The organism is Actinomycetota bacterium (assembly GCA_030018275.1).
GTDB lineage: Bacteria > Actinomycetota > Aquicultoria > Subteraquimicrobiales > Subteraquimicrobiaceae > Subteraquimicrobium.
This window is the reverse complement of record JASEGB010000001.1, coordinates 68,618-95,371: the sequence shown is the minus strand read 5'-3', so window position 1 is coordinate 95,371 and position 26,754 is coordinate 68,618. Positions and strand designations below refer to the sequence as shown.

Sequence of the window (26,754 nt, the reverse complement as noted above, 5' to 3'; positions counted from 1 at the left end):
TGAAGGTAAGTTGGGAACCATCAGCTTCAAGGAAGCTAAGGTCTTAGAGGTCATAAATCGAAGGAATGATCTCACAGAAGTTAAGGTTGAACTTGAAGGTGAGATTTCGAGGGCTATAAACTATGATCAATTAACGGGCGATATCAAACCCGGCGACAAAGTGGTTCTTAACACCACAGCTGTGGAGTTGGAGTTGGGTACGGGCGGGAAACACTTCGTGCTGTGGAATTATGGCCATAGATCAACTTCTCTCCAACACCCCGGGCATATAATGAAGCTCAGATATACGCCTCTCCAGCTCAGATGTCTATCCGTGGAGGAACAGGAAAGCCCCTTTCACCAGTTGATGAGGGAAAGCATGAACTTAGAGGGAATGCCCGTTATCGTGGGAACTCTCCATAGTCAGCTTCCGGCAGTGGTGACAACGGTGAAGGCGATTAACGGTAAGGCGAAGATGGCATATATCATGACCGATGGAGCCGCGTTACCCATCGCCTTCAGTAATTTGGTTCATAAACTGAAAAGTTTAAAATTGTTGGATGCAACGGTAACCATAGGTCACGCCTTTGGTGGAGATCTTGAGGCCGTTAATATCTTCAGTGGTCTGATTGCGTGTAGAGTAGTCATCCAAACCGATATCACAGTGGTGATAATGGGACCGGGTACCGTGGGAACTGATACCCACATGGGATTCAGCGCTATGGAGCAGGGACAAATCATAAATGCCGTTGCCTCTCTTAATGGATGTCCTATCGCCATTCCTCGAATCGGTTTTAAGGATAAGCGAGCTCGCCATATTGGGGTAAGCCACCACACCATCACCGCCCTTTCCAAGGGAGCACTCGTTTCCTGTGTGGTTACTCTGCCCAGAATGTCTCGGGGAAAAATGGAAATGGTTTTGCATAAACTCAAGGAATCCGGTATAGCTTCCAAACACCGGATCGAAATAATCGAAAATGGTGTGACCCTTGAAGCCTTGAAAAGGTTTGGTTTTGATGATGTGACCACCATGGGTCGTGGCATTGAAGAGGAACCTGAATTCTTTCAGGCTGCGGGAGCTGCTGGCATATACGCCCTTAGCTTGTTAAAATAAACTATACCCTAGACATAATTTCAGAAAGTAGTTTGACAACCTTTAAGTCCAAATCCTAAATCCGAAATTCTAAATTCTTAGTATTTGGAAATTAGAATTTAATTTGACTATAGTTTGGCAAATTTAATTGCTCATTCACAAATGAATATCACGCTGCCTTTGGCATAAATCTTTCAAGTGCTGGTTCAAGAGAACTTTTTCAAGAGTCATCTTGCAGACCTCTTTTAGAAACAGCTGGAAGTGTTCCTGGCGATGTTTGAAGATTACTTGAGAGATGTTTTTGAGTCGAGCGTCCTTAACCAAACGATGCTGAAGATAAGCTAAGGCTAGAAGACAAAGGGTTAGGTATTTGGTGATGCCCTCAACCGTTCTTAGCCTGAAGTCTCCCAAACCCAACCGAGTCTTAAGGTAAAGATGGTCGATCTCTACTTGCCAGCGCCTCTCATAGTAATTCAGCACTTCTTTTGCTTTAAGGGAGGTATCTGTCGACAAGAAGTACTCCGGGTATCTATCCCGGGGGTGCCTTTTTGAGATGATCACCTTAACCTCCTCACCGAAATCGTTTATGAAGCCCTTAAAAGTGGATGTGAGGTGGGTAGCGGAGCTCAACATCACTTTGTTAAAGCTCTTGTTCCTTAAGCGCTTGGCATAAGATGAGACCCTCTTACCGTTAATCTTTCGGTTATGTTTGATCCTGCAGATGACATTAAAACCTTTGCGGAAACAGAATTTGATCAACTTAGCTGAGGCATACCAGCTATCGAAGAGAACATAGATCTGATTGTCCTTGGGGAGGAGTGGTTCTAAATCAGCAAGCATCTCTTTGGCTAAAGAATATTTGGTCCTAAACTTTACTCTTTTCTCTTTGGGACGCTTCCTGTTTAACTTGCGAACCGTCCTTTCTTTCAAGTATGGCCTCAGGTCAATGAGGTAGGAGTGCTTGCCGATCTTAACATGCATGGTTAGAAAGGAAAGCCCAAAAGACGAGAGCCCTTCTGTGTGGTTGAAGTGAAAATCAACTGGTTCAAAATGCTTGCTTGTCTTCGGTTTTTTGGTCATGGAATCATCAATTGAGATCAGGATGACCTTGGATTCAGAGGAATTATCCTTTAAAGCGGAATCTATCAAGGACTTTTTGATCTTTGATTGGACATCCTCACAGTCCCAAGGGCTATAAGTGAAGAAGTCGGCTAATGCATAAGGGTCTCTTTTTTCCATTAACTGTCGATTCAATTGTGTTAAGGTTTTGGGTGCTTCGCAAACTATCAATGCATCCACTACCTCTCTTAAATGTCTAAATTGAGGCTTGGTGAGTCTAAGATTGAGAGCTAAAAGGAATTCCAGTAAATGCTTTGATGGTCCTGCGATTTTTGCTATCATGGAAGCTGCCTCCAGAAGGTGGATTGTTGTTTGCTATCAATATTCACTTTTCACTTTCTGGAGGTTTTCCACATCAGTGGTTTTGTTCCTTTTAGCTAATTTTTTGCCAAACTACAGTAATTTGAGATAACGCCGTTGTTGTAGTAAAAAGAGCTTCGTCTACCTCAGGCATTTATGTCTAGCCTATAATAGATTATTTTATATGGGGGAGGAAAAGCGTGGATCGTACCAGGTATAGGGTTATAAAATCGGAGGTCAAATTCAAGGGCAAAATTTTAACCTTAATTGTGGATCAAGTGAGATTACCCCATGGATCCGTTTGTGAGAGAGAGGTGGTAAAGCACAAGGGCGCAGTGGGTATAGTTCCCTTGAATGAGCAGAATGAGGTTATTCTGGTCAAGCAGTATCGCCATCCCATAGGAGATTTCCTTTTGGAGATACCCGCTGGTAAATTGAGTGGTTGTGAAGATCCTCTCCAGTGTGCCATCAGAGAATTGAGGGAGGAAACGGGGAATAAGTGTGGGCGGATGATTAAACTCGCCCAGTTTTACACGACCCCTGGCTATAGCGATGAGTTCTTCCACCTTTATTTGGCTACGGATTTGGAGGAGGGTTCCGTGCAGCCTGAAGGAGGGGAGGAGCTGGAAATGAAAGTGGTCAAAATACCGCTACGAAATGCATTGGATATGATTTCCTCGGGGGAAATAAGGGATGGCAAAACGATCATCGGTCTTTCTCTTGCTGAGAAGCATTTGCGGTCATAACCAAGGACTTTGCTACTCAAGGATGCAGTAATGGAAGAATTAATACGCGAATACCTCAATTACCTCAGCGTGGAAAAGGGTTTAGCCCAAAACACCCTCCAAGCATATGAACGGGATCTTTATGGTTATATGGGCTTCCTTCGTGACAAGGGGATTTCTTCCCCCGACGAGATATCCCGTACGGATATCATAAATTTTCTGGCCACCCTCAAGGAAGAATTATCACCTTCAAGTATTTCTCGAAAGGTCGCTGCCATTAAAACCTTCCATAAATTTTTGGTTCGAGAGGGGTTAACGGAGAACTTCCCCACCCTTGATCTTAGATTTCCAAAAACTTCCAAGAAGCTTCCCTTCGTTCTCTCCGTTGAGGAGGTAGAAATGTTGCTCACTCAGCCCAAAGGTCAAGATCCGCTTAAGCTTAGGGACAAAGCAATTTTGGAGGTTTTGTACGCTTCGGGGGTAAGAGTTTCTGAACTGGTGGCCATGGATCTCGATGATGTGGATTTCAAAGAGGGGTGTGTAAGATGTATGGGGAAGGGCTCGAAGGAAAGAATAGTCCCCTTGGGAACTTACGCCCTCGAAGCTTTATCAAACTATGTGAGGCAGGGGCGACCTAAATTAGTCAAAGTATTTCGTATACCTGCGTTATTCGTGAATGCTCGCGGAAGGCGCCTCACTCGTCAAGGATGTTGGAACATCCTCAAGAAATATGCGGTTCAAGTTGGTCTGAAGAATATTCACCCTCATACGCTGAGACATTCCTTTGCTACCCATCTCCTTGAGGCGGGCGCGGACCTTCGAGCCGTACAGGAGATGTTGGGGCATGCCTTCATCTCCACCACTCAAATCTATACCAGTCTTACCCGCCAGGATTTAAAGGAGATTTACCTTGAGACTCACCCGCGTGCCAGATAATGTAGCAGTTAAAAGGGAAAAAAGTTTGGTACGAATCGAAAGAGTCATCATAACCATTCTCGATAGCGTGGGAGTGGGGGAACTTCCCGATGCCCACAGATATGGGGATGAGGGGAGTAACACCTTGGGAAATACTGCCAGGGCGGTTTGGGGTCTGCATCTTCCGTGGTTTCAAGGATTTGGAATCGGGAATATCATCCCCGTTGAGGGTGTTCCCCCTTCGGAAAATCCACTGGCATCCTATGGCAAGATGATCGAAAGATCCGCGGGAAAGGATACCACCACGGGCCATTGGGAACTCATGGGATTGTACCTGCCCAAACCCTTTCCCACGTATCCCCGAGGTTTTCCCCCCGAAATCATTGAGGAATTTCAGCGAAGGATTGGGCGGAGGATACTGGGTAATAAACCGGCTTCTGGGACGGAGATAATAAAAAAGTTGGGTGAGGAGCACTTGCGTACCGGCTACCCCATCGTTTATACTTCTGCGGACAGCGTCTTTCAAATCGCCGCCCATGAGGAAGTTATACCTGTACCTGAGCTTTATGATATGTGCGAGGTGGCTCGGGAGATACTTAAGGGAAAGCATAATGTGGGACGGGTGATTGCCCGCCCATTTCTGGGGGAACCAGGGAGCTTTATGAGAACCCATCGCCGCAAGGATTTTTCCCTTAAACCTCCAACCAAAACTGTTTTGGATTACGCCTTGGATGGTGGAGTAAGAGTTTATGCCGTTGGAAAAATAGGGGAGATATTTGGATATAGAGGTATAACCGAATGTCAGCACACCGAAAACAATATGGATGTGATAAACAAGATCCTCGAGTATATGCACCGCATCGCGGCTGGTATCATCTTCGCCAATTTAGTCGACTTCGATATGCTCTGGGGTCATAGAAATAATCCCCTTGGGTATGCGAAGGGGTTAGAAGAGGTGGATGCCCGCATCCCCGAAATTCTAGACGCATTGACGTCGGAGGACGTTTTGATCTTTACGGCAGATCACGGTTGTGACCCCACCACTCCAAGTACCGACCACTCTCGGGAATATGCACCCGTTTTGGTCTATGGAGAACAAATCAAAACTGGGGTAAATTTGGGGATTCGCAAAACCTTCGCCGATGTAGGCAAAACAGTAGCTGACCTGCTAGGATTCGAGGCACCAGTTGAGGGAACCAGCTTTTTAAAGCAGATATTAAGACTGTGATAACCTCAAAAACCATTTATCACCGCGTAGGTGATAACAGTTTAGATGATGATTGGCAGCGGCCATGTTCAAACCTCGACTCAAAAAGCTAATACAAGCTCTTGATGGTGACTATTAACTTGAATCATTAACCCTGGCTGATTGCCATATTCCAATGTTCTTAAGAATATTAGAATAAAGCAATTTTTATGAGGATTTTATGAGAAGACCTTTGAGTTTTGCTTTGATTGATGTTTGGGAGAGTTGATGATGAGGGCATGCGATATTATAGCTAGAAAGGGAGATGGATTAAGGCTTAATGCAGAAGAGATCGATTTCATGGTTCAAGGCTTTGTTGAGGGCGATATCCCGGACTATCAGATGTCTGCATTTCTTATGGCTGCATACATCAGAGGATTAAATGAGGAAGAAACCATCAAAATTCATGCCAACAACTACAGTAAGCTGCAAAAGGCGATTTCCATCTTAAAAGAGGCGATCATAATTTCCGATGAAAGACCTCAACCTAGACCTTTAGTTTGTGATATAATCACCGAAAATAAAAAGGGTAGATGAGCAAGCGGGGAAACGTGAAGATTTTGAAATCGATTGCCAGGAGGTTGCTGTGGCAAGGAATGTATTGGAATTGATTGGCAATACCCCCGTGGTGAGGATCAATAGGATGAATCCGAACCCCAAGGTAACGATTTATGCCAAGCTTGAGGGCTTTAATCCGGGCGGTTCAGTGAAAGATCGCATTGCCAAATACATGATCGAGAAAGCGGAAGAAACCGGCGAATTAACCAAGGACAAGATCATAGTTGAAGCCACAAGCGGAAATACGGGTATTGGTCTGGCTATCGTTGGGAGAATCAAGGGGTACAGGGTTCAAATCGTGATGCCCGAGAGCATGAGCATCGAACGGAGGAAGGTTTTAAGAGCTTATGGTGTGGAGTTGATCCTGACTCCGGGGGAAGCTGGTGTATCAGGAGCATATGAAGAGGCAAGAAGATTGGCCAAGGATCCAAGATATTTCATGCCCGATCAATTCGCCAATCCAAACAATGTATTGGCTCATTACGAGACGACTGGTAAAGAAATTCTTGAGCAGGTGGGACAGGTGGATGTCTTCGTCGCCGGAATCGGCACCAGTGGAACCATAATGGGTGCGGGCAAAAGATTGAGGGAAAGCAACCCCAGGGTAAAAATAATCGGCGTTGAGCCCTATCGCAAATCGAAGATACAGGGATTGAAATGTCTGGGTGAGGGATTCATTCCTGCCATATTTAACAGCGAGATGATAGATGACATAGCCAAAGTTACGGATGAGGATGCTTTTGCCACGGCAAGACGACTGGCCAAAGAGGAAGGACTTTTTGTGGGTATGTCTTCAGGAGCTGCCATGTTTGAGGCAATGAGGCAGGCCGAGATGATGGATGATGGTGTTTTGGTAGTAATTTTCCCCGACTGTGGCGAGAAGTATCTGAGCACGGAACTCTTTGAGGTGTGAAATTGGGAAGTTTACTGGAGCTCGTACTCGTAGTACCAGCTTTGCTCATCGCCGTTACCGTTCATGAATATGCTCATGGCAAAGTGGCTGAAATGCTAGGCGATCCAACCGCTCGCCATGCGGGAAGGCTTTCCTTGAATCCCATCCACCATCTGGATCCCCTGGGAACGCTCATGCTTCTCATATTCCACATCGGCTGGGCAAAGCCAGTACCCGTCAACCCGGCATATTTTGAAAATCCTAAAAGGGATATGATGTACGTGGGACTGGCTGGACCGATGGCCAATTTTATCACCGCTTTTGTTGCCAGCTTCCTGGTGAAATCGGGTTTTATCCCCAGTGGTCTCGGTTATTCGATCTTTTTCTATATAGTTCTAATCAATGTAGCCCTGGGGGTATTTAATCTAATACCCATTCCTCCCTTGGATGGATCGAGGATAATGGCGGCATTTATCCCCAGCGGTAGATTTTCTTTTTACAGGTGGCTTGAGAGGTATGGGGTGTTACTCCTGGTTCTTTTGATGTTCGTCTTTCCTCGCTATCTTTTTGATTATTTTTTGACTCCAATTATCGATCTCATTCTAGGGCTTTTCCTGCCCGGCGCTACCTGGCGATGAAAGGGAAAGGTCTTGTAGAATAGATGTTGAAGTAGTACATGGGGACTTCTGGGAATTGCATTAGACATCCTATAAAGATCAGGATGTAATAAAATCTTTTTAATCATTATATTAGAGAGGAGAAATGAAAGTAGCCAGGGTTGTTAGTGGTTATCGCCCCACTGGGAAATTACATTTAGGCCACTATCATGGTACCTTGACCAATTGGATTCGTATGCAGGATGAATATGAATGCTTTTTCTTCGTGGCGGACTGGCACGCCCTGACCACGAGATACGATGACGTTGCGGGCTTACAAGAGGATATAAACGAAATGATAATAGACTGGGTTGCTGCAGGGCTTAATCCAGAAAAGTGTGTGATTTTCAAGCAATCGAGTGTTCCCGAAGTGGCGGAGTTAAGTCTGTATTTATCCATGCTCACCCCTCTAGCTTGGTTGGAGCGCTGTCCAACCTACAAAGAACAGCTACGTGAGTTAAGGGGCAAGGAGATAGCAACCCATGGATTTGTGGGTTATCCCGTCCTTCAAACGGCGGATATCATCCTTTATCATGGAGAATTTGTTCCCGTTGGTGAGGATCAGTTACCCCACCTCGAGCTCGCTCGGGAAATCGTGCGTCGCTTCAATAATTTATACGGGGATTATTTCCCTGAACCTCAGCCCCTTCTTTCTCCCATTAAAAAGCTATTGGGAATCGATGGGCGGAAGATGAGCAAGAGTTATAATAATGCCATCAATTTAAGTGATTCGCCCAGTGAAATCAGAAGAAAGATAAGGATGGCGATCACCGATCCCCAGCGGGTTTATCGTACCGATCTGGGACATCCCGATATCTGCCTCGTTTTTTCCCTACATGAGCTGTACAGTTCCCATGAAATTCAGGACATAAGGGAGAAATGCGAGAAAGCAGTGAGAGGGTGCACCGATTGCAAGGATCTTCTGGCCGAAAGGATCAGCGACTTCCATGCCGAATTTAGAGAGAAGAGGACCCAGTTGGAGAGGGAGCCGGGTCTGGTTGGTACAATTTTGGAGCGGGGAGCTGAAAGGGCGCGCCCAATCGCCGGAGCTACTCTGCGGGAAGTCCGTCGAAGAATTAATGTTTGAGTCCGTGGTGTTAATATGGGTTATCAGGTTAAGCTTGAGATTTTTGAGGGACCTTTCGATTTACTCCTCAATCTCATATCCCGGAAAGAAATAGATATTTGCGATATCCCCATCGCCAAAATTACCCGAGAATACCTAGCCTATTTACAACATATGAGGGATGTGGATCTGGAAGTCGCCAGCGAGTTTTTACTCGTCGCCGCGACTTTGCTTGAGATAAAGGCTTCTAATCTCCTTCCAGAGGAGGAGGATTGGGAGGAGGAAATCCCTCCCACTCAGGCTCGGAATATTCTCATAGCCAGGCTCTTAGAATACAAGAAATTTAAAAATGTCTCTCTTGAATTAGCCGCGAGAGCCCAAGCTGAGAGAAGATTTTACGGTCGAGAGCATCTGGAGGAAAGATTTACTCGGATTCTCCCGGATTACCTAAGAGGGGTCACGGTCGCAGATCTTACCGAAGCGATGCGAGGCATATTGGCGAGAAAAACCATCGAGATCGCAGAAGAGCAAGAGCCGCCTGTTGTCTCCATCATTTTAAACCTGGAGGAAAAGATCGATTTTGTGCTTGGGGAACTGGATCGAAGAGGCAGCCAGACCTTTGCCTCCTTGATCAGTGAGCTTGAGGATAAAATCGAAATCGTCACGGTTTTCATCGCCTTGCTCGAACTCTATAAAAGGGGATTCATATCCCTTAGCCAGGCTGTAACCTTCGGAGATATAGAGATAGGCTTGACCTCGGAGAAGTAAAAGATGATGGAACTCACGGAATTAAGGGGAATAATTGAATCACTCCTCTTCGTGACCACTGAACCTCTTTCCCTGCGGAAAATGAGTGAAATAGTGGAGGTTGACGAAGTCACCATCAAGAGAATCCTCGATGAGCTCGGGGAGGAATATCGAAAGCAGGGTCGGGGTTTTCAGCTTCGAGAGATCGCCGGCGGTTACAGACTTTATACTCATCCCGGATATGCTCCTTACGTTGAGAAGCTCGTCCTTTCCTGGGATCAGAGGCGGCTCACTCAAGCAGCTTTGGAGACCCTGGCCATCATCGCTTATAAACAGCCGGTGACTAAGGCCCAAATAAGCTCCATTCGAGGGGTGGATGCCGGAACCGTGCTTAATTCACTGCTTGAGAAGGGGTTGATCCGTGAGATGGGTCGGGCAAATTCACCGGGACAACCCATACTCTATGGAACAACTCAGGTTTTCCTGGAGACATTCGGTCTAAAGGATCTCTCCGATTTACCTCCTTTAAAGGAGTTTGAACCCGATGAGAGGACCAGAAAAGAAATAATACAGAAGTTAACCACGAGAGAAGAGGGTGAAAGTGAGTGAGGTTGGAGAGGCTTCATAAGGTCATGGCTCAAGCGGGGGTAGCCTCCCGACGGAAATGTGAGCATCTTATCCTCGAAGGTCGCGTCAAAGTCAACGGTCAGGTCGTCCAAACGTTGGGGGCAAAGGTCGACCCCAGCGAGGACAAAATCGAGGTAAATGGTAAGGCGCTCCAGTTCACCGCGGAAAGGCTCTATATCCTACTCAATAAACCGGCGGGTTATCTCACCACGATGATGGATCCCTTCAATAGACCGACCATCGTGGATTTAATCGAGGAGGAGACCAGAGTTTTTCCCGTCGGTCGATTGGATAGGGAATCGGAGGGTTTACTCCTACTCACCAACGATGGAGAGCTAGCTTATCGCCTAACTCATCCCCGATATAAGGTGGAAAAAACCTATCTGGCTGAGGTCAGAGGTCATCCAGAGGAGACTATCCTGCGGATGTTGCGAAGGGGAGTGGTCTTGGAAGATGGGCTGACCGCTTCGGCAAAAGTCGATGTCCTCGAGAGAGGGAGGGAGAGCACGGTGGTGGAGATCACGATTTGGGAAGGACGTAAGCGCCAGGTCAGAAGGATGTTTGAGAAGGTGGGACATCCGGTCATAAGGCTAAGGAGGATTTCCCTTGGTCCCATCGAGTTGGGATATCTGCCCCCCGGTCGTTACCGCTTTCTACATCCATCTGAGATAAAAGCCCTTCGTAAAACCATAGGTTTAAAATAATAAAAACCATAATTATCACCTACGCGGTGATAAGCGGTGATACTGGGAATTAAAATGAGGGTATTTAGGAGGGAGCATAATGAAACTTGAACTGGGGAATTTCTACAAGATTTTGGCACCGAGACCAGCGGTGCTCATTTCAACCATCGACGCTCGGGGAAGGACGAATGCGGCTCCCTTCAGTTTCGTGATGCCGGTTTCACGCACTCCTCCCTTGATCGCTTTTGCCTTGGCACCTCAGAGACACACTTTGGCGAATATCAGAGAAACTCGGGAATTCGTGGTCAACATCGCCCCAGAGGAAATCCTCGATGAACTATGGATTTGTGGCAAGTCTTTCCCCAAAGGGGTAAGTGAGATCAGGGAATCTGGTCTCACTGAGAGAAAATCAAAGATCGTTAAAGCCCCTGGTATTGAGGAGTGCATAGGTTGGTTTGAATGTACATTGGAGTTTGAAAAAGAGGCGGGAGACCACGTAATTGTGGTTGGCAGAGTGTTAAATGCTGAGGTAAAGGATGAGTTCTTCCGTGAAGGGGAATTTGATCTGCTCAAAGCAAAACCCCTCATGCACCTGGGTGGAGAAAATTTCGCCATCCCCGAAAGAATCGCCAGACCCCAAAAGTCGAAATGATGTGATTATCTCCAGCTATTTTAACCGAAACTGCAAATAATTTAAGGGAGAAATTTGCAGTCTCCGACGAAAATATCACTGCGATTCAGTTTCACTCAACATTTTAGAGCATGAACCAGACAACCGAATTTTGGAATGAAAATCGTCTCCGATTTGCTACACTCATTCCCCCCAAAATAATCTATCTAATCTACACAACTTCAAAACAGTTCTATAATTAAATAATAAGAGTAAAAAAGGGGGAATGAAGTCAAGTAGCCTTCTTTATGTGATATGAATAATAAATGGCAAGGGGAGCATTTGTGGCCAGCGGTGTCAGTCCAACATAATGTTGGAATAAGGTGACTCTGTCAGAACTGCCGGATGTTCCCCTGCCAATACCTTGTCTAATGGGAAGATGCCTTTAAGTGGCTATTATAGACGGGATAAAGGGTATTGGCAGAGCCATAGAACATCAAATCAAACGTAAAAGGAGGTAAAGCAAGTGAAAAGATTATCCGGAGGAGTAGACGTTGGCAGTAAGCATCATCACATAATTGTTATGAACGATGAAGAAAAAGTATTGTACGATAAGAAGATAGCCCACAAACTCAGCGAATTTGATAAAGCTGTCAAAGAGTTCAGAGAAATCGAGGAAAGAGAAGAAGGGATAGTATCTTTTGGGATTGAAGGAAAGAATGGATACGGAGCCCCATTTGACCGGATACTCATAGAGCAGGGATTTACTTTGTACAATGTAGATAACCTAAAATTAAAACGGTTTCGGGATGTATTTGGAGCAGAATGGCGAAGCGACAGGCGAGACGCAAAAATGTTAGCAAAGATGCTGAAATTAAGAGATTATTTAAACGCTGAAGATGAGAAGGCACTCATTCCATTAGAGAAGATAAAAGGAATCAATGAGAAGTTAAAAATATTGTCCCGGCATCAACAAACTTTGATAGATGAGAAGACAAGGCTACAAAACCGGCTTAGAAAGAAGCTATTGGAAGTATGTCCTGATATATTAGAGCTTGGCGATATAGATAGCAAGAAGATGTTAAGGCTTTTGGCAAAATACCCTGATTTTTCGAGCTATAAAAAACTTACTCTTAGGTCTTTACTGAAAATAAAAATGATTGGGGAAAAACAAGCTTCTTTAATATTGGAAGACCTGCGCAATATAAAATATGTTAAAGAACTGGTAGATATTTACAAAATGATTATATTGTCATATGCGCGGCGCATTTTGGAATTAAAAGACGAGATTGAAATAGTGGATAAGAAGCTTAAAGAGATGGGAGAAAAGAGTCCAGAAGCTAAGCGATTAAAAATATCCCTGGGATAGGAACAAAACTCTCAAGCAGATTTGTTGGGGAAATTGGTAATATCGACAGGTTTAAAAATGAAAGGCAACTTGCCATCTACTGTGGTGTAGCCTGTATAGATGATGATTCTGGTAAAAAGAAAACAACAAAAGTTGTTTACAAAGCTAATAAAATATGTAAAGCAACCATGATTGCAATTGCAGGCTCTACAATTCGATTCGTTCCAGAATCCATGACCTACTATGCTAAAAAACGAGCTGAAGGAAAAGAGCATAACCATACTTTACGTTGCCTTGCCAGACAGCTAATAAAAGTTATTTTTAAGATGTTAAAAGAGGATCGAGATTATATTTTAAAAGAGGAAATGGAGAAGGCTGCTTAGAAAAAACTTTCTATTTTTACTTGACTTTTTAAATGGGAAGTTCTGACATCGTACTCAGGGTTGTTGCTTGGAAATTCAGTTTAACAAGAAAGGTTGTTGACGGTAAGAGGAAAAGAACAGACGAGTTTCTTCAGGAAGCAAGGAGACTTATCCAAAATGGATTTTATGCTAGTGCTTATATTCGGCCAGTTACGGCGTTTGAATTTTTTGCCAGGGAGGCGATCTTAAGACCATATTTTCAGGAAAGATTGTTCCAGAACGCACCAGACTTAGCTGACTTTTTCTTGGAGCAAATATTTGGTAGAGGTCCAAGGATGACTGGTAAGTTCAGGGAACTAGTCCAAAGACTATGGAACATAGATCCTCAGAAATTTAAAGGGTGGAGCGATTTCGAAAATAAGATTATCCCCACGAGGAATAGGATAATGCATAGAGGAGAGAAAGTAACAGCAGAAGACGCTAATTACTGCATTTCAATAGTAGAAAATCTGCTCGACCAGATCGAGGAGGAGCTTAAGAGGAAACTGCCAGAATAAGCCCAATTTTAAAGGCCCTCTGCGCAATTTTAGGCGAGATTCTATGAAGGATCCTGCCGATTGCATTATTTGGGCTACCTATCGTGATTGCGAAAGAGCGAAAGCCGCACTGAAAGTATTCCAAGAGGAAATAGAAAAAATGAGATCTGCTGAACAATCCTTGTGAGGGCCAATGCCTCTGGCATATCTACAGAAATGTGGCCCTCTTAGCCAGGGATAAGACGAGGCGGAATGCTCTTCTATCCCAGGCCAAGGCCATCTTCGAGGAGAAAACCTTAGAGCCCGCCCAAGAAAAGCTCAAAGCCTTCTTATCCCGCTGGAGGAGAGAGGAGCCCGAGGTCTGCCAGAGCATCTTAAGGGCTTCTGGTTTCGGATTAAATCACTTAACTTATCTTATAAGCTTCCCTTTGCGAGAAGGACCACAAGCCACGTGGAGCGGACAAACAGAGAATTTAGGAGGATGTATAGGCCCATGGAGATCTTTCGTTCGGAACGTTACATCCAGACCTATCTCGATATCTGGAGGGAGAAGATAAACTCAACCTACAGCGGGGAAGATTGGCTAAAGAAGCTCACTTGGCATATGTTAAACTGAAGAGAATGTAATCCAGTCTACCAAGTGGTGGGTTCTGAAAAGTGAATCACCAATTGTTAGAACGCTCTCATAGGATTAAAAAAGCTTGCATTTAAGTATATAAATAAGTTAAATTTAATTTGGTTTATCTTCGGAAAATAAGAGAAATTTCGGGCTTTATGTTGTAAAATTATAGGGAAAATTTCTAGAAGGGAAAACGGTAATGAGACCGGCAATTCGCTTGAGATATTTGCTTTTGGTTTTCATCAGTTTGGCCTTTGTATCTTTGCTCATTTATTACACGCGCGAGTTACAGTTATATTGGTATCTCTACATTATCCCCATTTTCATCGCCGCTCTCACCTTCGATGTGGTAGGAGCTATAGTCACTGGATTATTGAGCATTGGGTTGATGGCTTTATGGCTATATAGGGAAGTTTCTCTGGGTTTAATCACTGGAAATTTGGTCAATCTTATTTACGAGATATCCCTTGGTACTTTCATCTTCTTTGTATCGGGGATAATATTTGGCTTTTTATCTGCAAAACAAAAGGCACAGCAAGCTTTGTTGGAACGGCTCTCCATTCATGATAAATTAACTGGTCTTTATAACTATAGCTATTTCATAGATCGACTGAATGAGGAGGTAAAAAGGGCTGATAGGTTTGGAATGCCCCTTTCTTTGATCATGATAGATATCGATCATTTCAAGGAGTTTAATGATACCTTTGGACACGTGAAAGGAAACAAACTTTTGAACAGGCTCGCAAAGATCATTAGGAGAAGGCTGAGGGATATAGATATCGTGGCCAGATATGGAGGAGAAGAATTCGCAGTGCTCCTACCAGGCGTGGCGAAAGAAGCGGGGATTGTGGCTGAGCGGATAAGGAAAGCCGTAGAAGCAGAGGAATTCGAAGGTGACGTGGAGAATCCCAGGGTCAAAAAGACTATAAGTGCGGGTGTAGCCATTTATCCCTACAATGCTGGCGATGATACTGAATTAATTGTTAACGCGGATCAAGCACTATATTCGGCTAAGGAGTCTGGAAGAAATAGGGTTTGCATTTATTCTCGCGAGTCTGTCCCTAAGGAGCAAGTTAGAGAGGACTAATCTCGGTATAATCCTTAGATTTTTTGAATTTTTGGTGGGAGTTTTTCAAAAGTTTTTGAGAAAAAATTCACTAATTGAGGTTGGAATATGGATAAGAAGACCATTATTTTAACTTTTTCGCTGTGGATTTTTTGGATCATTCTTACGGCGAGTTTCAAAGTTGCCATTTTAATAATCGGTCTTATTTTGTCCACCTTTGTCGCCATTCTCTGCCGAGGATTATTAGCTGGTCATATGGAGACAATCAAGATGTCAAGGAAGCAACTTGGACGTTTTATACTTTACGTTCCCTATTTGATTACCCAAATCATCAAAGCAAACATCGATGTGGCGGAGAGGGTTCTCGATCCCAGATTGCCAATAAGTCCCATAATCATAAGATTCGAATTTCCCTTGGACTCTCATCTTGCCCAAATCACCATGGCTAATTCCATAACGCTTACCCCAGGTACGCTAACCGTTGACATTCGGGATAACACCTTTTTCATTCATTGCCTCGCTGAAGAACATGTCGAGAGCATCTTCGGTTGGACCCTTCAGGAGCACGTCATTGGGGTATATAAGGAGAAAGAAAAGTGAGCACGTTTTACTTATATGTTGGAATAATTTTAATAGCCAATGCCTTTCTCTGTCTGTACAGGGCATTTCGGGGTCCAACTGTCCCCGATAGGATCCTCGCCGTGAACATCGTGGGTACTAAAACCCTGGTAATTTTGGTACTCATAGCCTATATATTCCGTCAGGCGATGTATTTGGATGTGGCTCTGGTTTATGGTCTGTTAAACTTCATTATTACCGTCGTAGCGGCAAGATACCTGGAGACTGGAAAGATAAGGGGTGATTGGGAGCATGATTGAGATTATAGAGATAATCACGCGCATAATCGCCATGATTTTTGCAGTTATAGGAATATTCTTCTTTATCGTTGGGACCACAGGTATATTGCGCTTACCCGATTTTTACTGCCGAACTCATGCCGCCACCAAATGTGACACCTTGGGGGCGTGCTCAATCTTGCTCGGACTGGCAATATACGAGAGATTTTCCTTTGATGCCCTTAAGATATTGGTTCTTTTCGCTCTGGTTTTGATATCCAGCCCGACCATGGGTCACGCCATTGCCAGAGCCTCATTCAGAAGGGGTCTTCAACCTTGGAGGAAGGTAGCACCACCTCCCTTAATTGAAGAGAAAAAGGAGGCAAAAGCGGAATGATTTGGAGATTGGACGTTTTACTTTTACTATTCTTGATTGCCACGGCGTTGGCCGTTGTTCGCATGAAGGATTTACTGGCGGCAGCGCTCATCTTCTCGGGATATAGTCTCATCATGTGCATAGTTTGGCAACAGCTTGGTGCCCCGGATATCGCTCTGACTGAAGCCGCCGTGGGAGCCGGGTTGACTACGGTTTTGTTCATTGTGACCATAAGCAAGACCACGCGGAGGGAAGAATGAGAAAGTTCCCAATGAGATGGGTTTTAATGGTCATATGTTTGCTCGTATTCTGGGTGATGTTGCTTTCGGCCGTGGTGGACATACCCCCTATGGGCAGCTTAAAGAACCCCACCAATGATTATGAAGTTACTAAACGCTATCTTGAGAGGGGAAAGGAAGAGGCCGCTTGCCCAAATATCGTTACCGCTGTCATCCTAAACTATAGAGGATATGATACCATGGGGGAGGTAACGGTGATATTTACCGCCCTCTGTGGCGTGCTCGCTCTCCTCATGAGGGAGAAAGCGAAGACCAGTTTTTCCGTGATGGACGTCTCCCCCGTCAAATCGAGCTTGATTGTCTACACCATACTCCGCATCATCTTTCCATTCATCCTGCTATTTGCGATTTATGTGATAGCTTTTGGCACCGTTTCTCCTGGAGGCGGTTTTCAAGGGGGGACAATAATGGCAGCGGCTTTCATCATTTACGCTTTAGTATTCGGTCTACTGGTTGGTATGAGGAGGATTCCACTAAGCTTAAGGGTTTCCATTGAAGGCATAGCCCCGTTTACCTTTTTCATCGTGGGACTCATAGGATTGCTTTCCGGGCTCAATTTCCTGTCCTTTATGCTCCCAGGTCTATCACCGTATTATCAGCACTTCTTAGCGAAAGTGATGTTGGATTTGCTCGAGGTAGGCATCGGAGTCGGTGGAGGCGCCATATTCACGTCCATATTTTTCTCGATGCAGAGGGAGGAGAGAGCATGACCTTGCAAATTCTCCAAAAACTCGTAACCAATTTCAATTACGTGGTATCCATGACCCTTTTTCTCATCGGTCTATACACCGTGACCATGAAGTCTAATCTGATAAAGAAGTTCATGGGTTTAAACATCATGGAGACATCGGTATTTTTGTTTTTTATTTCCCTTGGTGCCGTGAGGGGAGGAAAAGCTCCGATTATGATGGGAACGATCAAAGGTCCCTTTGTGAATCCTCTTCCTCAAGCTTTAATTCTAACTGCAATCGTGGTTGCCGTGAGCACCACTGCTTTGGCTTTATCCTTGATGATCAAAATCTACGAACATTGCGGAACTCTTGAAGCGGATAAGCTTAAAAAAATGGAGTAAAAAATGGGTATCGCACACCATTTCCCAATTTTAGTAGTGGTAGTTCCTTTGGCAGCTGCCGCAATAAATCCAATAATCGGCATGTGGCGGAGGAAAGCATGTATGCCCTTTGCCACCTTTGCCATTTTTCTTTCGATGATCATGTCCGCCTATCTCACCGCTAAGGTCTATTTTATTGGACCCGTAAGTTATTACCTAGGTGGATGGAAACCACCCTTTGGTATAGAGATATACTTCGATGAGCTCAGTGCCAGCTCTCTGCTAATTACAGTCCTAGGCCTTCTCATTCTCATATTTTCTAAAAGATATATAGAGAAAAAGCTCCCCGCGGAGAAAGTCTCCACTTATTATACGCTTGTTCTCCTGAATATCGCTGGGATGCTTGGTTTCGTGGTCACTGGAGATATGTTTAACCTCTTCGTATTCACCGAGATTTTATCGCTGAGTGCCTATGCCCTGGTGGCCATCGGTGGCGAGAAAATTGCAGAAATGGCGGCGTTTAAATATCTTTTAGTGGGGGCAGTCTCCTCACTCTCCATTCTTCTAGCTATCGGTTTCGTTTACTCTATAACGGGTACTTTGAATATGCGTGATATGACATTGAGACTTCCTGAAGTCCATTCTTTGAGAGTGGCCGCTGTGGCCTTTGCCCTATTCATCGTGGGTTTCTGCGTCAAGGCGGCTCTATTTCCCGTCCACATCTGGTTACCGGATGCCCATGCCATTGCTCCATGTCCCGTCAGTGCCATCCTTTCCGGATTGGTGGTGAAGACGGGACTTTTGGGGATATTGAGGGTTTTCCAGGTGTACAGACTCACCGGAGGAGTTTTAGATCTCACCCCCATCACCACGATCTTGGCCTGGTTGGGGACGATCTCCATCGTCATGGGGGCATTTTTCGCCTTTTTCCAGGACGATATCAAAATGATGCTCGCTTATTCCACCATATCAAACATTGGCTACATCGTTTTGGGTATAGGTCTTGCCTCCTTCGATGGCTTGCGTGGGGGCGTAGTACACATATTTAATCATGCCATTATAAAGGTTTCACTATTCTTAACCGCGGGTGCTTTAATCCATCAAACGGGTTTCAGAAAGCTCACCGATTTGAGAGGTATAGCGAAACGAATGCCCATCACCATGGCGGCAATGAGCATAGGAATAATCTCCATCGTGGGGATTCCTCCCACCAACGGATTCATCTGTAAATGGTTCATCGCTTTGGGAGCCATGGAAGCAAATGCACCGCTCTTCGCCGCAGCTTTGTTATTTGGAGCACTATTCATATTTGCTTACTATATCAAGATTGTTAATGCCGCCTATTTCAGGGAGCCCACGAGGAAAGAGATTGCAGAGGCAAAGGAGGCACCTTTGTCCATGCTCATACCCGTAGCGATACTCGCTTTAGTCTGTCTGATGATGGGATTGCCTTTAGCATATCTTCCAGTGCGTTACGTTAAACCTTGGATCGTCGCCTTACTTCGAGGATAGGAGGTTGCGAGAATGGAAATCGCTTCTTGGAGGCCTCTCTTGGCTCCGACGGTGTCGATGTTATGTAGCCTTTTAGTCTTTTTAACGGGTGCAAATACTTTCTTAAGAAGATTCTGGAGCTTGGGCGCCGCGGCAATAAAATTTGTCATTGTATTATCCATGCTGCCCGCGGCTTTGAGAGGGGTGATCTTTTATACAAAACTTTTACCCTTCGCTCCAGGGGTAACCGTTTATTTCAGAGTCGATCCCATGGGTTTGTTCTTCGCCTTGGTAACTTCCACACTTTGGATAGTTACCACGGTCTATGCCATCGGCTATATGGAACCAGAACATGCCAAGGTGAGATTCTTCGGTTTTTTTGCTCTATGTGTCTCAACCACCGTTGGAATAGCCTTCTCTGGGAATCTTTTCACCCTATTCATTTTCTATGAAATGCTTACCATAGCTACTTATCCTCTGGTAATTCACGAGGAGACTCCTGAAGCCATGAAGGCTGGTAGAAAGTATCTCGTATATACTCTTACGGCGGGAGCCTTTCTCTTGCTTTCCATCGTCATGACCTTTTATCTTGCGGGTACCACCGAACTCAGCAAAAATGGAATACTGTCGCTAGAGAAGCACGGGAAAATCTTGTATCTCCTGTTTGCTACCTTCATCGTGGGTTTCGGGGTGAAATCCGCAATCATGCCCCTCCATAGTTGGTTGCCAACGGCGATGGTAGCTCCAACCCCCGTCAGCGCTTTGCTTCATGCAGTCGCCGTTGTTAAAGCTGGTGTATTTGGAGTTCTGCGCGTTATCTACAACGTTTTTGGAGTTGCTCTGGTGAGTCAAATGGGTGTGGGTCTCATTCTCGCTTGGGTGGCTGTGGTGACCATCATTTGTGGATCAATATTGGCACTTTTACAGGACAATCTCAAACGTAGGTTGGCGTATTCAACGGTGAGTCAATTGTCATATATCATCTTAGGGGCATCCCTTGCCCCATTTCATGCTCCCTCTGCGGCTCTTGCGAGCATAATTCACCTTGCTCATCAGGGTTTTCAGAAGATAACATTGTTCTTCGTGGCCGGAGCCATAGAGAGGAAAACGGGCAAGAGGAATATAAGTGAAATGGAGGGGATTGGTCACAAGATGCCCATAACTATGGCCACCTTCTCCATCGCTTCCCTAGGTTTCATAGGAATTCCACTCTTCGCTGGATTTATAACTAAATGGTACATGTGCCTTGGCTCACTTCAAGCGGGGAGCCCGATCTTCGTGGTCGTCATGCTCGTAAGCGCTTTACTAAATGCTGCCTATTGGTTACCCATAATTTACATAGCCTATTTCAAAAATCCTCCCGATGGAGATATAAGGATGGATGAAGCTCATTGGCTCTTGCTTTATCCTTGCATCATATGTGCCATCTATGTGATTGCTTTGGGAACATTGTCCATGGTTCCAGGTATGCCCGTCTCCTTAGCGGAAACGGCGGTTGGGATTTTTCTTAAGTAATGGAGTTGGTGCGTCCTACGGATCCGTCTGGATAACTTGGGGGTGAGATCATGCCTAGGGTGGTGACTTGGGCTATTCCAGCTTTCGCTGTGGTGGTACCTTTCTTATTCGCAGCTATCATTCTTTTTTTCGGGAATAGATTGGAAAAGCTCAGGGAATGGGCTGCCGTCTTTGCCACGTTATTCGCTTTTTTTCTCTGTTTTTTGATGCTCCCCGGTTCTCTAAAAGGAATCATTTACAAATGCCATGTTCTACACATGACACCTCGCATTTGGCTTCATTTCCGAGCGGATGGATTAAGCCTTGTATTTGCCCTTACCGCGTCTTTACTCTGGGTTTTAGCCACCGTTTTTTCCTTGGGATACATGAAAGGCGAACATGCGCTCACAAGATATTATGGCTTCTTAATACTCTGTCTAGCTTGGACTATGGGCATTGGCTTTGCAGGTAATCTACTCACGCTTTTCATATTCTACGAATTGCTCTCGGTCTCCTCCTATCCGATAATCGCCCACGAAGAAACCCCCGAAGCATTGGCGGCGGGTAAAAAGTACATAATTTATGTGCTGGTCGGAGGAACCTTTATATTATTGGGCATCGTTTTGACCTTTTATTTAGCCAACTCTCAGACTCTGGTGAAAACTGGGATACTCTCCATGAAGTATGGTTATAATACCTTAGCAATTTTATTCGCCACTTTTGTGGTGGGTTTCGGAGTAAAGGCCGCGATCATGCCCCTCCACGGATGGGTCCCCGACGCCCACCCCGCCGCTCCCGCGCCCGCATCGGCATTACTTTCCGGTGTTTTGGTTTGCGCCGGTTGTTATGGGATTATGCGTGTGATTTATAACGTCTTTGGGACTCAACTTTTGAGGCGATTGGGATTTGGGACGATTCTGGCCTATGTCGCTGCGGCAACGATAGTCGTTGCCTCCATCATCGCTTTGGATCAAGATAATCTCAAACGTAGGCTCGCTTATTCCACAATAGGTCAGATGTCTTATATCGTTTTGGGAGCCATCCTTCTCACACCAAGTAGCCTCATCGGAGGCATGGTCCACATCGCCAATCATGGCCTCATGAAGTCGACTTTATTCCTCTGTTCTGGGGTGATCATAAAAGGGGTTAAAAAAAGGAATATAAGTCAGATGCAAGGGATCGGTTATGTGCTCCCCATAACCATGGCCTGCTTCGCTATAGTATCCTTGGGTATGATGGGATGTCCACCATTGGCGGGATTTATAAGTAAGTGGATGCTTTGTGTGGGAGGATTCGAGGCGGGGAAACCCATTTTCGTTGTGGTTCTGCTCATTAGTTCTCTGCTCTGCGCAGCCTATTTGCTACCCGTGGTTTTCACCGCTTTCTTTGCCAGACCGAGGGAAGAAATGGAGGCTTTTGAAGAAGCTCATACCAAGGGAGAGGAAACCCACGTGGAGGAGAGAAGGATTCAATTCGAAACACGAAGCGTCCCTTGGACGATGCTCCTGCCCATATTTGTTGGAACATTGTGTGTTGTTATTCTCGGCTTTGGATCCATGATACACTGGCTGGCTTTGCCCTTATCCAAGGTTGCTGTAAAGCTTCTTTTAAAGTAAAATGTGAAGTGAATGCTGTCACATGAGGAGGAAATAAAAAATTAGATGATTAAAAGGCTTTTAATTCTAAGTTTGATTTTCATTTTAATCATTAGTTTTTCGGTTCCCGTCCTTGCCACCGAAAAACCCGCCACGCACGAAAAGCCTCATGAAGAGGTTCATGCTGAAGATGAAACGGGGAAACACGAAGCTGAACATGAAGCAGAACACGAGGAGCATCATGGTCCCCCTTTGCTTTATTTCCTCCAATGGGGGTTCCTATTAGTTATTTTCGGACTAAGTACTTCCTATGTTCGAAAGATTCGAACCCGTGGGAGGTCTCACCATGAAGGTTTAACTTTGGCTTACATTTTAACTTTCTTGATACTTATTTGTTACGCTTTGAATTATCATCCATCAATGCATGCATATCATGAACCATCAGTTGTGGGCTTTCTCAAATTCGGTATCATGATCCTCGCGGGAGCCTTTGTGACCGTTTACGGGATTCTGGGGCGCCATGAGGAACATGAAGAGCATGAAGAGCATGTTCCCCCACATGAAGGACATGCTTCCGCTCACAAGGGGATAGCTTCCCACGATGAGCACGCTTCGCCGCATGCACATCATTGAATGAATTATCCCATCGATAAATTTTGGGGGAATTTGAATTGGGTGTATTTGCTTTACTTGCGATCATAGCTCCCGCGTTGGGAGCAATAGGTGTTTACTATATCTCGAAGAAAGTTTCTGAAGAGCGAGGATGTACCCTTACGGCTATAATCTGCGGGATAACATTTTTCCTGGTGTGCTTGATGTATCCGGCAATCGCCAGGGGATACATCGTGGAATTGAGGTTTTATTCGCTTCTTCCGGTGGTCTTAACTTTATATGTTGATTCTCTGGGTTTCCTTTTGGGCTTTATCTCCTCTTTGCTATGGTTCATGGCTTCTTTGTATGCCATCGAATATATGAAACCCGAGCATGCAAAGACTAGATTCAATATTTTCTCCCTTCTTTCCTTATGTGGAATGATGGGCATCGGATTCACCGGTAATCTATTCAGCCTCTACATTTTCTTTGAACTCATGGCCATTCTTTCCTATGTGCTTGTAATCCACGAGGAAACCACCGAAGCCATGAGGGCTGGTCTCAAATATTTATTTATGGGAATAGTCGGAGGGCTTCTTTTATTTTTGGCTATCGTAGCCACACAGGGTGTTTGCGGAACGACTACACTCTCTCGCGCTGGACTGGCTCCTCTTAGGGAAAGTCCCTATTTTACCTGGATTTTTTGGTGTTTTATCTTTGGATTCGCCGTCAAAGCGGGTATGTTTCCGGTGCACGTTTGGCTCCCTGATGCTCATCCCGTTGCCCCAACACCCGCCTCTGCTCTTCTTTCCGGAGTGATGATAAAGGCGGGAGCCTATGGGATTGTCAGAACGATTTATGCTGTTTTCGGACCAACCGTATTGGCGAATCCCGCCACCGGCAAATTCTTACTGATCTTGGGAATAATCACCATGATTTTGGGTTCCGGATGTGCCATCCTTCAGAAGGAGATAAAGAGACTTCTTGCATTCTCCTCCATCGCTCAAATTGGCTACGTGATCACGGGTGTAGCTCTTTTGTCGTCCTTGGGTTTAACGGGAGGAGTTTTGCACATCTTCAATCACGCTTTGATGAAGGGGACATTATTTCTGTGTGCTGGGGCAATGATATACAAGACTGGTTTGAGGCAGTTGAAGGATTTGAGGGGCATAGGCTTCCGCATGCCCCTGACCATGATCTGCTTTACCCTTGCTGCCTGTTCGATGATCGGTTTTCCGCCGTTCTGTGGGTTCATCAGTAAATGGATATTAGCTGAAGGGGCTTTACAATCTGCATCGATGGGCATTATCAGCAGGGCAGCTGGGATAGCCGTAGTTGGCTTCCTTCTTTTGAGCAGCTTACTTAATGTCGTTTATTACGGGCCGATCGTCATCGGAGCCTGGTTTGGAGTCGAACATGGAGAACACGCCGAGGAAGAGCAGGGTCATGGTGCTCACGAGCATTCTCACGAGAAGCCGCATGTGGAGAGGGCTGATCCAAATTGGCTGATGCTTGTTCCGATGTTTGTGCTGGCCCTGGGTACTTTAATCTTCGGTATCTATCCTCAGTTCCCACTGAATTTGGCGAAAGCATTAGCTCACATTTACTTCGGTCATTAAATATAAAATCATTAACGTGGCTCATAAATCTAAAACCAGGAGCTACAAATTCAAAATTTAAAACTCAAAATGAAAAATGACAAGTCCTATGTCCGACGGAGATACTTATGGAACTGTTCTGCATATCCTCTGTAGGTCTGTAGGATGTCTAAATGAGGTATCTGGATTTCGGACTTTGAAAACAGGAAACATGGAACTCAAAATATTTTTGGATTTTGATCTGTAATTTTGATTTTTGATCTTTGATTTTTACATTTTCCTATGGTTTAAAATAGAGAACACTTAAGAATTGCGACCCAGGCTCAAAATCTTGCAAATCGGAGGTTAATATATGCATCTTGAAGTTTTGGGACCTGTAACACCTAAGGTGAGCATCATAGCTTTTCTCCCTTTCCTTGCGGTGCTCGTTCCGTTTATTGGAGCAACTTTTGCGGCAATTTTCAATGCGAAGACGAAGATTAGAAATGCCATTGTTGTCTCCACCACCATTTTGACCTTTATCATCGTCCTTTGTATGTATCAACCAGTGGTCCAAGGCATCCACATCGGTGAACATTTTTACAAGGGCATTGAATGTCCTTTTCCTTCAGGTCTTGGTTTTGGAATAAACTTCGGAGTGGATGCCGTTGGGCTGCTAATAGCCGCAATAACTGCATTCATTTGGGCTCTTTCCTGTATCTATGCAACTTCATACATGAGCGTTGAGCATGCCCAAACGAGATACTTTTTCTTTGTCCTTCTCACCTTGGGAGCAAACCTCGGAGTCCTTTTAACCAAGGATTTCTTCTCCCTATTCCTCTTCTTTGAGCTCATGGCAATCTTCTCATATGTCCTGGTCATCCACGAGGAAGACGAAAAAGCCATGGCTGCTGGGAAATTGTATCTTTTCATGTCCGTCATTGGAGGATTACTTCTCATCGGGGGAATAATGATCCTGGCTGCAAGAGCTGGGAAGATAGATATCGTCCCCATGGCTTCACTTATAGAGAAAACCTTGCCCGGTTATCTGAAATATCTGGTGGCCATCATGATGATTGCGGGCTTTGGGAGCAAAGCTGGTATATTCCTTCTCCACGTCTGGCTTCCTGAAGCTCACCCCATAGCTCCAACACCCGCTTCTGCATTGCTCTCCGGTTTGATGATAAAGGCGGGAGCCTATGGAATCTTGAGAACCGTAAATACTCTATTTGCCCCGGTTGCAACGGCAGCACACAGTAGCACTCACGCGTCACACGCAACTCAGGCTGCCCAGGCTGCTCATGGAGCCGGCTGGACCATACTCACCAGCTTGGGTTACGGATTGATATGGGTGGGCGTCGTCACCATGTTCTTTGGCGTGGTAAACGCATTGCTTTCTCCGAATTGTAAGAGGATGCTTGCATACCATTCCGTCTCCCAAATGGGCTACATTGTGATGGGATTGGGATGTGCTGCGTACCTGGGAAAGGATGGAGCCATGGGTCTCGCAGGGGGACTCTATCACATAGTCAATCACGCCCTGTTTAAAGCGGGACTCTTTTTGGCTGTGGGTGCCGTATACTTTAGGACCCGTGAACTGGATATGTACAAACTGGGTGGAATGTGGAGAAATATGCCCTTCACAGCTTTGGCATGCTTCATTGCCGTCTGCGGCATCTCTGGAATACCTCTCTTTAACGGATTCGCCTCCAAGACCATACTCCATCATGCGATATTGGAAGCTTTTGATCACTCGGCGCATTATTCAGTTTTTCATCGACCGGATATTCTGCTCAAAATAGCCGAAGTATTCTTCGTCCTCACGGCATTCGGTACATTCTGCTCCAACATGAAGATGTGGTCATTTGTGTTTATATGGAAAAGACCGGAGAAGTTCAAGGATGTTAAGCCCGAACCCCTATCGATGCGGATAGCCATGCTTGCCATATCCGCAACAATTTTATTCATAGGACTTAAGCCCAACTGGTTGTTGGAAAAGTTCATCGGGCCGGCTCTCGCAAACTTCGGTTTTGACCCAGCATCTCATCCATATCATATACTGTACAATATTCATGCCACGGGATTGAGATCAACCATACCACTTCTTTACGATCCTAAAACCCATGCATTTCTCACAAGCCCAGAGGTCGTCCACAATCTTCTGGGATTATCCATTTGTGTCCTTGGCGGAGGAATGTATTTCATTTTGGGCTATAGATTTGCTTGGTTCCATGTAGATCCTCCCGAGTGGGTTTCTGTTAAATATTGGTACCTAAAGCTTTCTCAAGCTTTTGTCT

29 protein-coding genes and 1 pseudogene are annotated in these 26,754 nt (G+C 45.1%); 29 read left to right on the top strand and 1 reads right to left on the bottom strand.

Annotated elements, in window-relative coordinates:
- Positions 1-10: 10 nt before the first annotated feature.
- Complete coding sequence (locus QMD66_00585) at positions 11-1,093, top strand: DUF3866 family protein (GenBank protein ID MDI6821368.1); 1,083 nt, start codon at positions 11-13, stop codon at positions 1,091-1,093.
- A 135-nt stretch (positions 1,094-1,228) separates the two neighbouring features.
- Here QMD66_00585 and QMD66_00580 read toward each other — a convergent pair whose 3' ends face one another.
- Complete coding sequence (locus QMD66_00580) at positions 1,229-2,473, bottom strand: transposase (GenBank protein MDI6821367.1); 1,245 nt, start codon at positions 2,471-2,473, stop codon at positions 1,229-1,231.
- A 218-nt stretch (positions 2,474-2,691) separates the two neighbouring features.
- Between QMD66_00580 and QMD66_00575 the strand changes: the two genes are divergently transcribed.
- From QMD66_00575 to QMD66_00440, 28 genes and pseudogenes are all read left to right on the top strand, one after another.
- Positions 2,692-3,237 carry an NUDIX hydrolase gene (locus QMD66_00575; protein MDI6821366.1) on the top strand — a complete coding sequence of 182 codons (546 nt, stop codon included), beginning with the start codon at positions 2,692-2,694 and terminating at the stop codon, positions 3,235-3,237.
- Between the two features lie 30 nt (positions 3,238-3,267).
- Positions 3,268-4,152 carry a site-specific tyrosine recombinase XerD gene (xerD, locus tag QMD66_00570; GenBank protein MDI6821365.1) on the top strand — a complete coding sequence of 295 codons (885 nt, stop codon included), beginning with the start codon at positions 3,268-3,270 and terminating at the stop codon, positions 4,150-4,152.
- Between the two features lie 34 nt (positions 4,153-4,186).
- Complete coding sequence (locus tag QMD66_00565) at positions 4,187-5,359, top strand: phosphopentomutase (protein MDI6821364.1); 1,173 nt, start codon at positions 4,187-4,189, stop codon at positions 5,357-5,359.
- A gap of 249 nt (positions 5,360-5,608) precedes the next feature.
- A pseudogene (gene deoA, locus QMD66_00560) lies at positions 5,609-5,773 on the top strand (pyrimidine-nucleoside phosphorylase).
- Between the two features lie 190 nt (positions 5,774-5,963).
- Positions 5,964-6,848, top strand: a complete 885-nt coding sequence (locus tag QMD66_00555; protein MDI6821363.1) for a cysteine synthase family protein — start codon at positions 5,964-5,966, stop codon at positions 6,846-6,848.
- Positions 6,849-6,850: 2 nt separating this feature from the next.
- On the top strand, positions 6,851-7,465 hold the full coding sequence (locus QMD66_00550) for a site-2 protease family protein (protein MDI6821362.1): 615 nt from the start codon (positions 6,851-6,853) through the stop codon (positions 7,463-7,465).
- Positions 7,466-7,589: 124 nt separating this feature from the next.
- A complete protein-coding gene (gene trpS, locus QMD66_00545; protein MDI6821361.1) occupies positions 7,590-8,570 on the top strand; it encodes a tryptophan--tRNA ligase in 981 nt (326 codons plus the stop codon).
- Positions 8,571-8,585: 15 nt separating this feature from the next.
- Positions 8,586-9,317, top strand: coding sequence for a segregation/condensation protein A (locus QMD66_00540; GenBank protein ID MDI6821360.1), 732 nt, complete (start codon positions 8,586-8,588; stop codon positions 9,315-9,317).
- A 3-nt stretch (positions 9,318-9,320) separates the two neighbouring features.
- Complete coding sequence (gene scpB / locus QMD66_00535; protein MDI6821359.1) at positions 9,321-9,905, top strand: SMC-Scp complex subunit ScpB; 585 nt, start codon at positions 9,321-9,323, stop codon at positions 9,903-9,905.
- Complete coding sequence (locus QMD66_00530; GenBank protein ID MDI6821358.1) at positions 9,902-10,627, top strand: pseudouridine synthase; 726 nt, start codon at positions 9,902-9,904, stop codon at positions 10,625-10,627. Before scpB ends, QMD66_00530 begins: the two co-directional genes overlap by 4 nt.
- A 79-nt stretch (positions 10,628-10,706) precedes the next feature.
- Positions 10,707-11,258 (top strand): flavin reductase family protein, encoded by a 552-nt coding sequence (locus tag QMD66_00525; protein MDI6821357.1) that lies wholly within the window; start codon positions 10,707-10,709, stop codon positions 11,256-11,258.
- A 484-nt stretch (positions 11,259-11,742) separates the two neighbouring features.
- Positions 11,743-12,585, top strand: coding sequence for a transposase (locus tag QMD66_00520; protein MDI6821356.1), 843 nt, complete (start codon positions 11,743-11,745; stop codon positions 12,583-12,585).
- A 167-nt stretch (positions 12,586-12,752) separates the two neighbouring features.
- Complete coding sequence (locus QMD66_00515) at positions 12,753-12,947, top strand: hypothetical protein (protein MDI6821355.1); 195 nt, start codon at positions 12,753-12,755, stop codon at positions 12,945-12,947.
- A gap of 32 nt (positions 12,948-12,979) precedes the next feature.
- Positions 12,980-13,483 carry a hypothetical protein gene (locus tag QMD66_00510; protein ID MDI6821354.1) on the top strand — a complete coding sequence of 168 codons (504 nt, stop codon included), beginning with the start codon at positions 12,980-12,982 and terminating at the stop codon, positions 13,481-13,483.
- 460 nt (positions 13,484-13,943) lie between these two features.
- Positions 13,944-14,078, top strand: a complete 135-nt coding sequence (locus QMD66_00505) for a hypothetical protein (GenBank protein MDI6821353.1) — start codon at positions 13,944-13,946, stop codon at positions 14,076-14,078.
- A 202-nt stretch (positions 14,079-14,280) separates the two neighbouring features.
- Positions 14,281-15,168 carry a GGDEF domain-containing protein gene (locus QMD66_00500; protein MDI6821352.1) on the top strand — a complete coding sequence of 296 codons (888 nt, stop codon included), beginning with the start codon at positions 14,281-14,283 and terminating at the stop codon, positions 15,166-15,168.
- Positions 15,169-15,255: 87 nt separating this feature from the next.
- Positions 15,256-15,747 carry a Na+/H+ antiporter subunit E gene (locus QMD66_00495; protein MDI6821351.1) on the top strand — a complete coding sequence of 164 codons (492 nt, stop codon included), beginning with the start codon at positions 15,256-15,258 and terminating at the stop codon, positions 15,745-15,747.
- Positions 15,744-16,025, top strand: coding sequence for a cation:proton antiporter (locus QMD66_00490; GenBank protein MDI6821350.1), 282 nt, complete (start codon positions 15,744-15,746; stop codon positions 16,023-16,025). Before QMD66_00495 ends, QMD66_00490 begins: the two co-directional genes overlap by 4 nt.
- The gene (gene mnhG / locus QMD66_00485) at positions 16,018-16,380 is read left to right on the top strand and encodes a monovalent cation/H(+) antiporter subunit G (GenBank protein MDI6821349.1); all 363 of its coding nucleotides are present in this window, start codon (positions 16,018-16,020) and stop codon (positions 16,378-16,380) included. The genes QMD66_00490 and mnhG overlap by 8 nt, the downstream gene beginning before the upstream one ends.
- A complete protein-coding gene (locus QMD66_00480; protein MDI6821348.1) occupies positions 16,377-16,619 on the top strand; it encodes a DUF4040 domain-containing protein in 243 nt (80 codons plus the stop codon). The genes mnhG and QMD66_00480 overlap by 4 nt, the downstream gene beginning before the upstream one ends.
- A complete protein-coding gene (locus QMD66_00475) occupies positions 16,616-17,368 on the top strand; it encodes an MnhB domain-containing protein (protein MDI6821347.1) in 753 nt (250 codons plus the stop codon). The genes QMD66_00480 and QMD66_00475 overlap by 4 nt, the downstream gene beginning before the upstream one ends.
- Positions 17,365-17,730, top strand: a complete 366-nt coding sequence (locus QMD66_00470) for a cation:proton antiporter subunit C (protein MDI6821346.1) — start codon at positions 17,365-17,367, stop codon at positions 17,728-17,730. The genes QMD66_00475 and QMD66_00470 overlap by 4 nt, the downstream gene beginning before the upstream one ends.
- A 3-nt stretch (positions 17,731-17,733) precedes the next feature.
- Positions 17,734-19,221: a proton-conducting transporter membrane subunit gene (locus QMD66_00465; GenBank protein ID MDI6821345.1), complete on the top strand. Its 1,488-nt coding sequence runs from the start codon at positions 17,734-17,736 to the stop codon at positions 19,219-19,221.
- 39 nt (positions 19,222-19,260) lie between these two features.
- Positions 19,261-20,715, top strand: coding sequence for a monovalent cation/H+ antiporter subunit D family protein (locus QMD66_00460; protein MDI6821344.1), 1,455 nt, complete (start codon positions 19,261-19,263; stop codon positions 20,713-20,715).
- A 50-nt stretch (positions 20,716-20,765) separates the two neighbouring features.
- Entirely contained in the window at positions 20,766-22,310 is a 1,545-nt protein-coding gene (locus tag QMD66_00455; GenBank protein ID MDI6821343.1) for a proton-conducting transporter membrane subunit, read from the top strand.
- A gap of 45 nt (positions 22,311-22,355) precedes the next feature.
- On the top strand, positions 22,356-22,922 hold the full coding sequence (locus tag QMD66_00450; protein MDI6821342.1) for a hypothetical protein: 567 nt from the start codon (positions 22,356-22,358) through the stop codon (positions 22,920-22,922).
- A gap of 38 nt (positions 22,923-22,960) precedes the next feature.
- Positions 22,961-24,499, top strand: a complete 1,539-nt coding sequence (locus tag QMD66_00445; GenBank protein MDI6821341.1) for a proton-conducting transporter membrane subunit — start codon at positions 22,961-22,963, stop codon at positions 24,497-24,499.
- A 331-nt stretch (positions 24,500-24,830) separates the two neighbouring features.
- Positions 24,831-26,754, top strand: a 1,924-nt coding sequence (locus tag QMD66_00440; protein MDI6821340.1) for a complex I subunit 5 family protein, incomplete at its 3' end; no start/stop codon positions are given.

Bases quoted from the DNA above. Each gene is read 5' to 3' on its own strand.
- QMD66_00500 (MDI6821352.1), top strand. From the start codon at position 14,281: ATGAGACCGGCAATTCGCTTGAGATATTTGCTTTTGGTTTTCATCAGT.
- QMD66_00475 (MDI6821347.1), top strand. From the start codon at position 16,616: ATGAGAAAGTTCCCAATGAGATGGGTTTTAATGGTCATATGTTTGCTC.
- QMD66_00580 (MDI6821367.1), bottom strand. From the start codon at position 2,473: ATGATAGCAAAAATCGCAGGACCATCAAAGCATTTACTGGAATTCCTT.
- QMD66_00525 (MDI6821357.1), top strand. From the start codon at position 10,707: ATGAAACTTGAACTGGGGAATTTCTACAAGATTTTGGCACCGAGACCA.
- QMD66_00505 (MDI6821353.1), top strand. From the start codon at position 13,944: ATGTATAGGCCCATGGAGATCTTTCGTTCGGAACGTTACATCCAGACC.
- QMD66_00455 (MDI6821343.1), top strand. From the start codon at position 20,766: ATGCCTAGGGTGGTGACTTGGGCTATTCCAGCTTTCGCTGTGGTGGTA.
- xerD (MDI6821365.1), top strand. From the start codon at position 3,268: ATGGAAGAATTAATACGCGAATACCTCAATTACCTCAGCGTGGAAAAG.
- trpS (MDI6821361.1), top strand. From the start codon at position 7,590: ATGAAAGTAGCCAGGGTTGTTAGTGGTTATCGCCCCACTGGGAAATTA.
- mnhG (MDI6821349.1), top strand. From the start codon at position 16,018: ATGATTGAGATTATAGAGATAATCACGCGCATAATCGCCATGATTTTT.
- QMD66_00480 (MDI6821348.1), top strand. From the start codon at position 16,377: ATGATTTGGAGATTGGACGTTTTACTTTTACTATTCTTGATTGCCACG.
- QMD66_00465 (MDI6821345.1), top strand. From the start codon at position 17,734: ATGGGTATCGCACACCATTTCCCAATTTTAGTAGTGGTAGTTCCTTTG.
- QMD66_00540 (MDI6821360.1), top strand. From the start codon at position 8,586: ATGGGTTATCAGGTTAAGCTTGAGATTTTTGAGGGACCTTTCGATTTA.
- QMD66_00450 (MDI6821342.1), top strand. From the start codon at position 22,356: ATGATTAAAAGGCTTTTAATTCTAAGTTTGATTTTCATTTTAATCATT.
- QMD66_00510 (MDI6821354.1), top strand. From the start codon at position 12,980: ATGGGAAGTTCTGACATCGTACTCAGGGTTGTTGCTTGGAAATTCAGT.
- QMD66_00495 (MDI6821351.1), top strand. From the start codon at position 15,256: ATGGATAAGAAGACCATTATTTTAACTTTTTCGCTGTGGATTTTTTGG.
- QMD66_00470 (MDI6821346.1), top strand. From the start codon at position 17,365: ATGACCTTGCAAATTCTCCAAAAACTCGTAACCAATTTCAATTACGTG.
- scpB (MDI6821359.1), top strand. From the start codon at position 9,321: ATGATGGAACTCACGGAATTAAGGGGAATAATTGAATCACTCCTCTTC.
- QMD66_00515 (MDI6821355.1), top strand. From the start codon at position 12,753: ATGATTGCAATTGCAGGCTCTACAATTCGATTCGTTCCAGAATCCATG.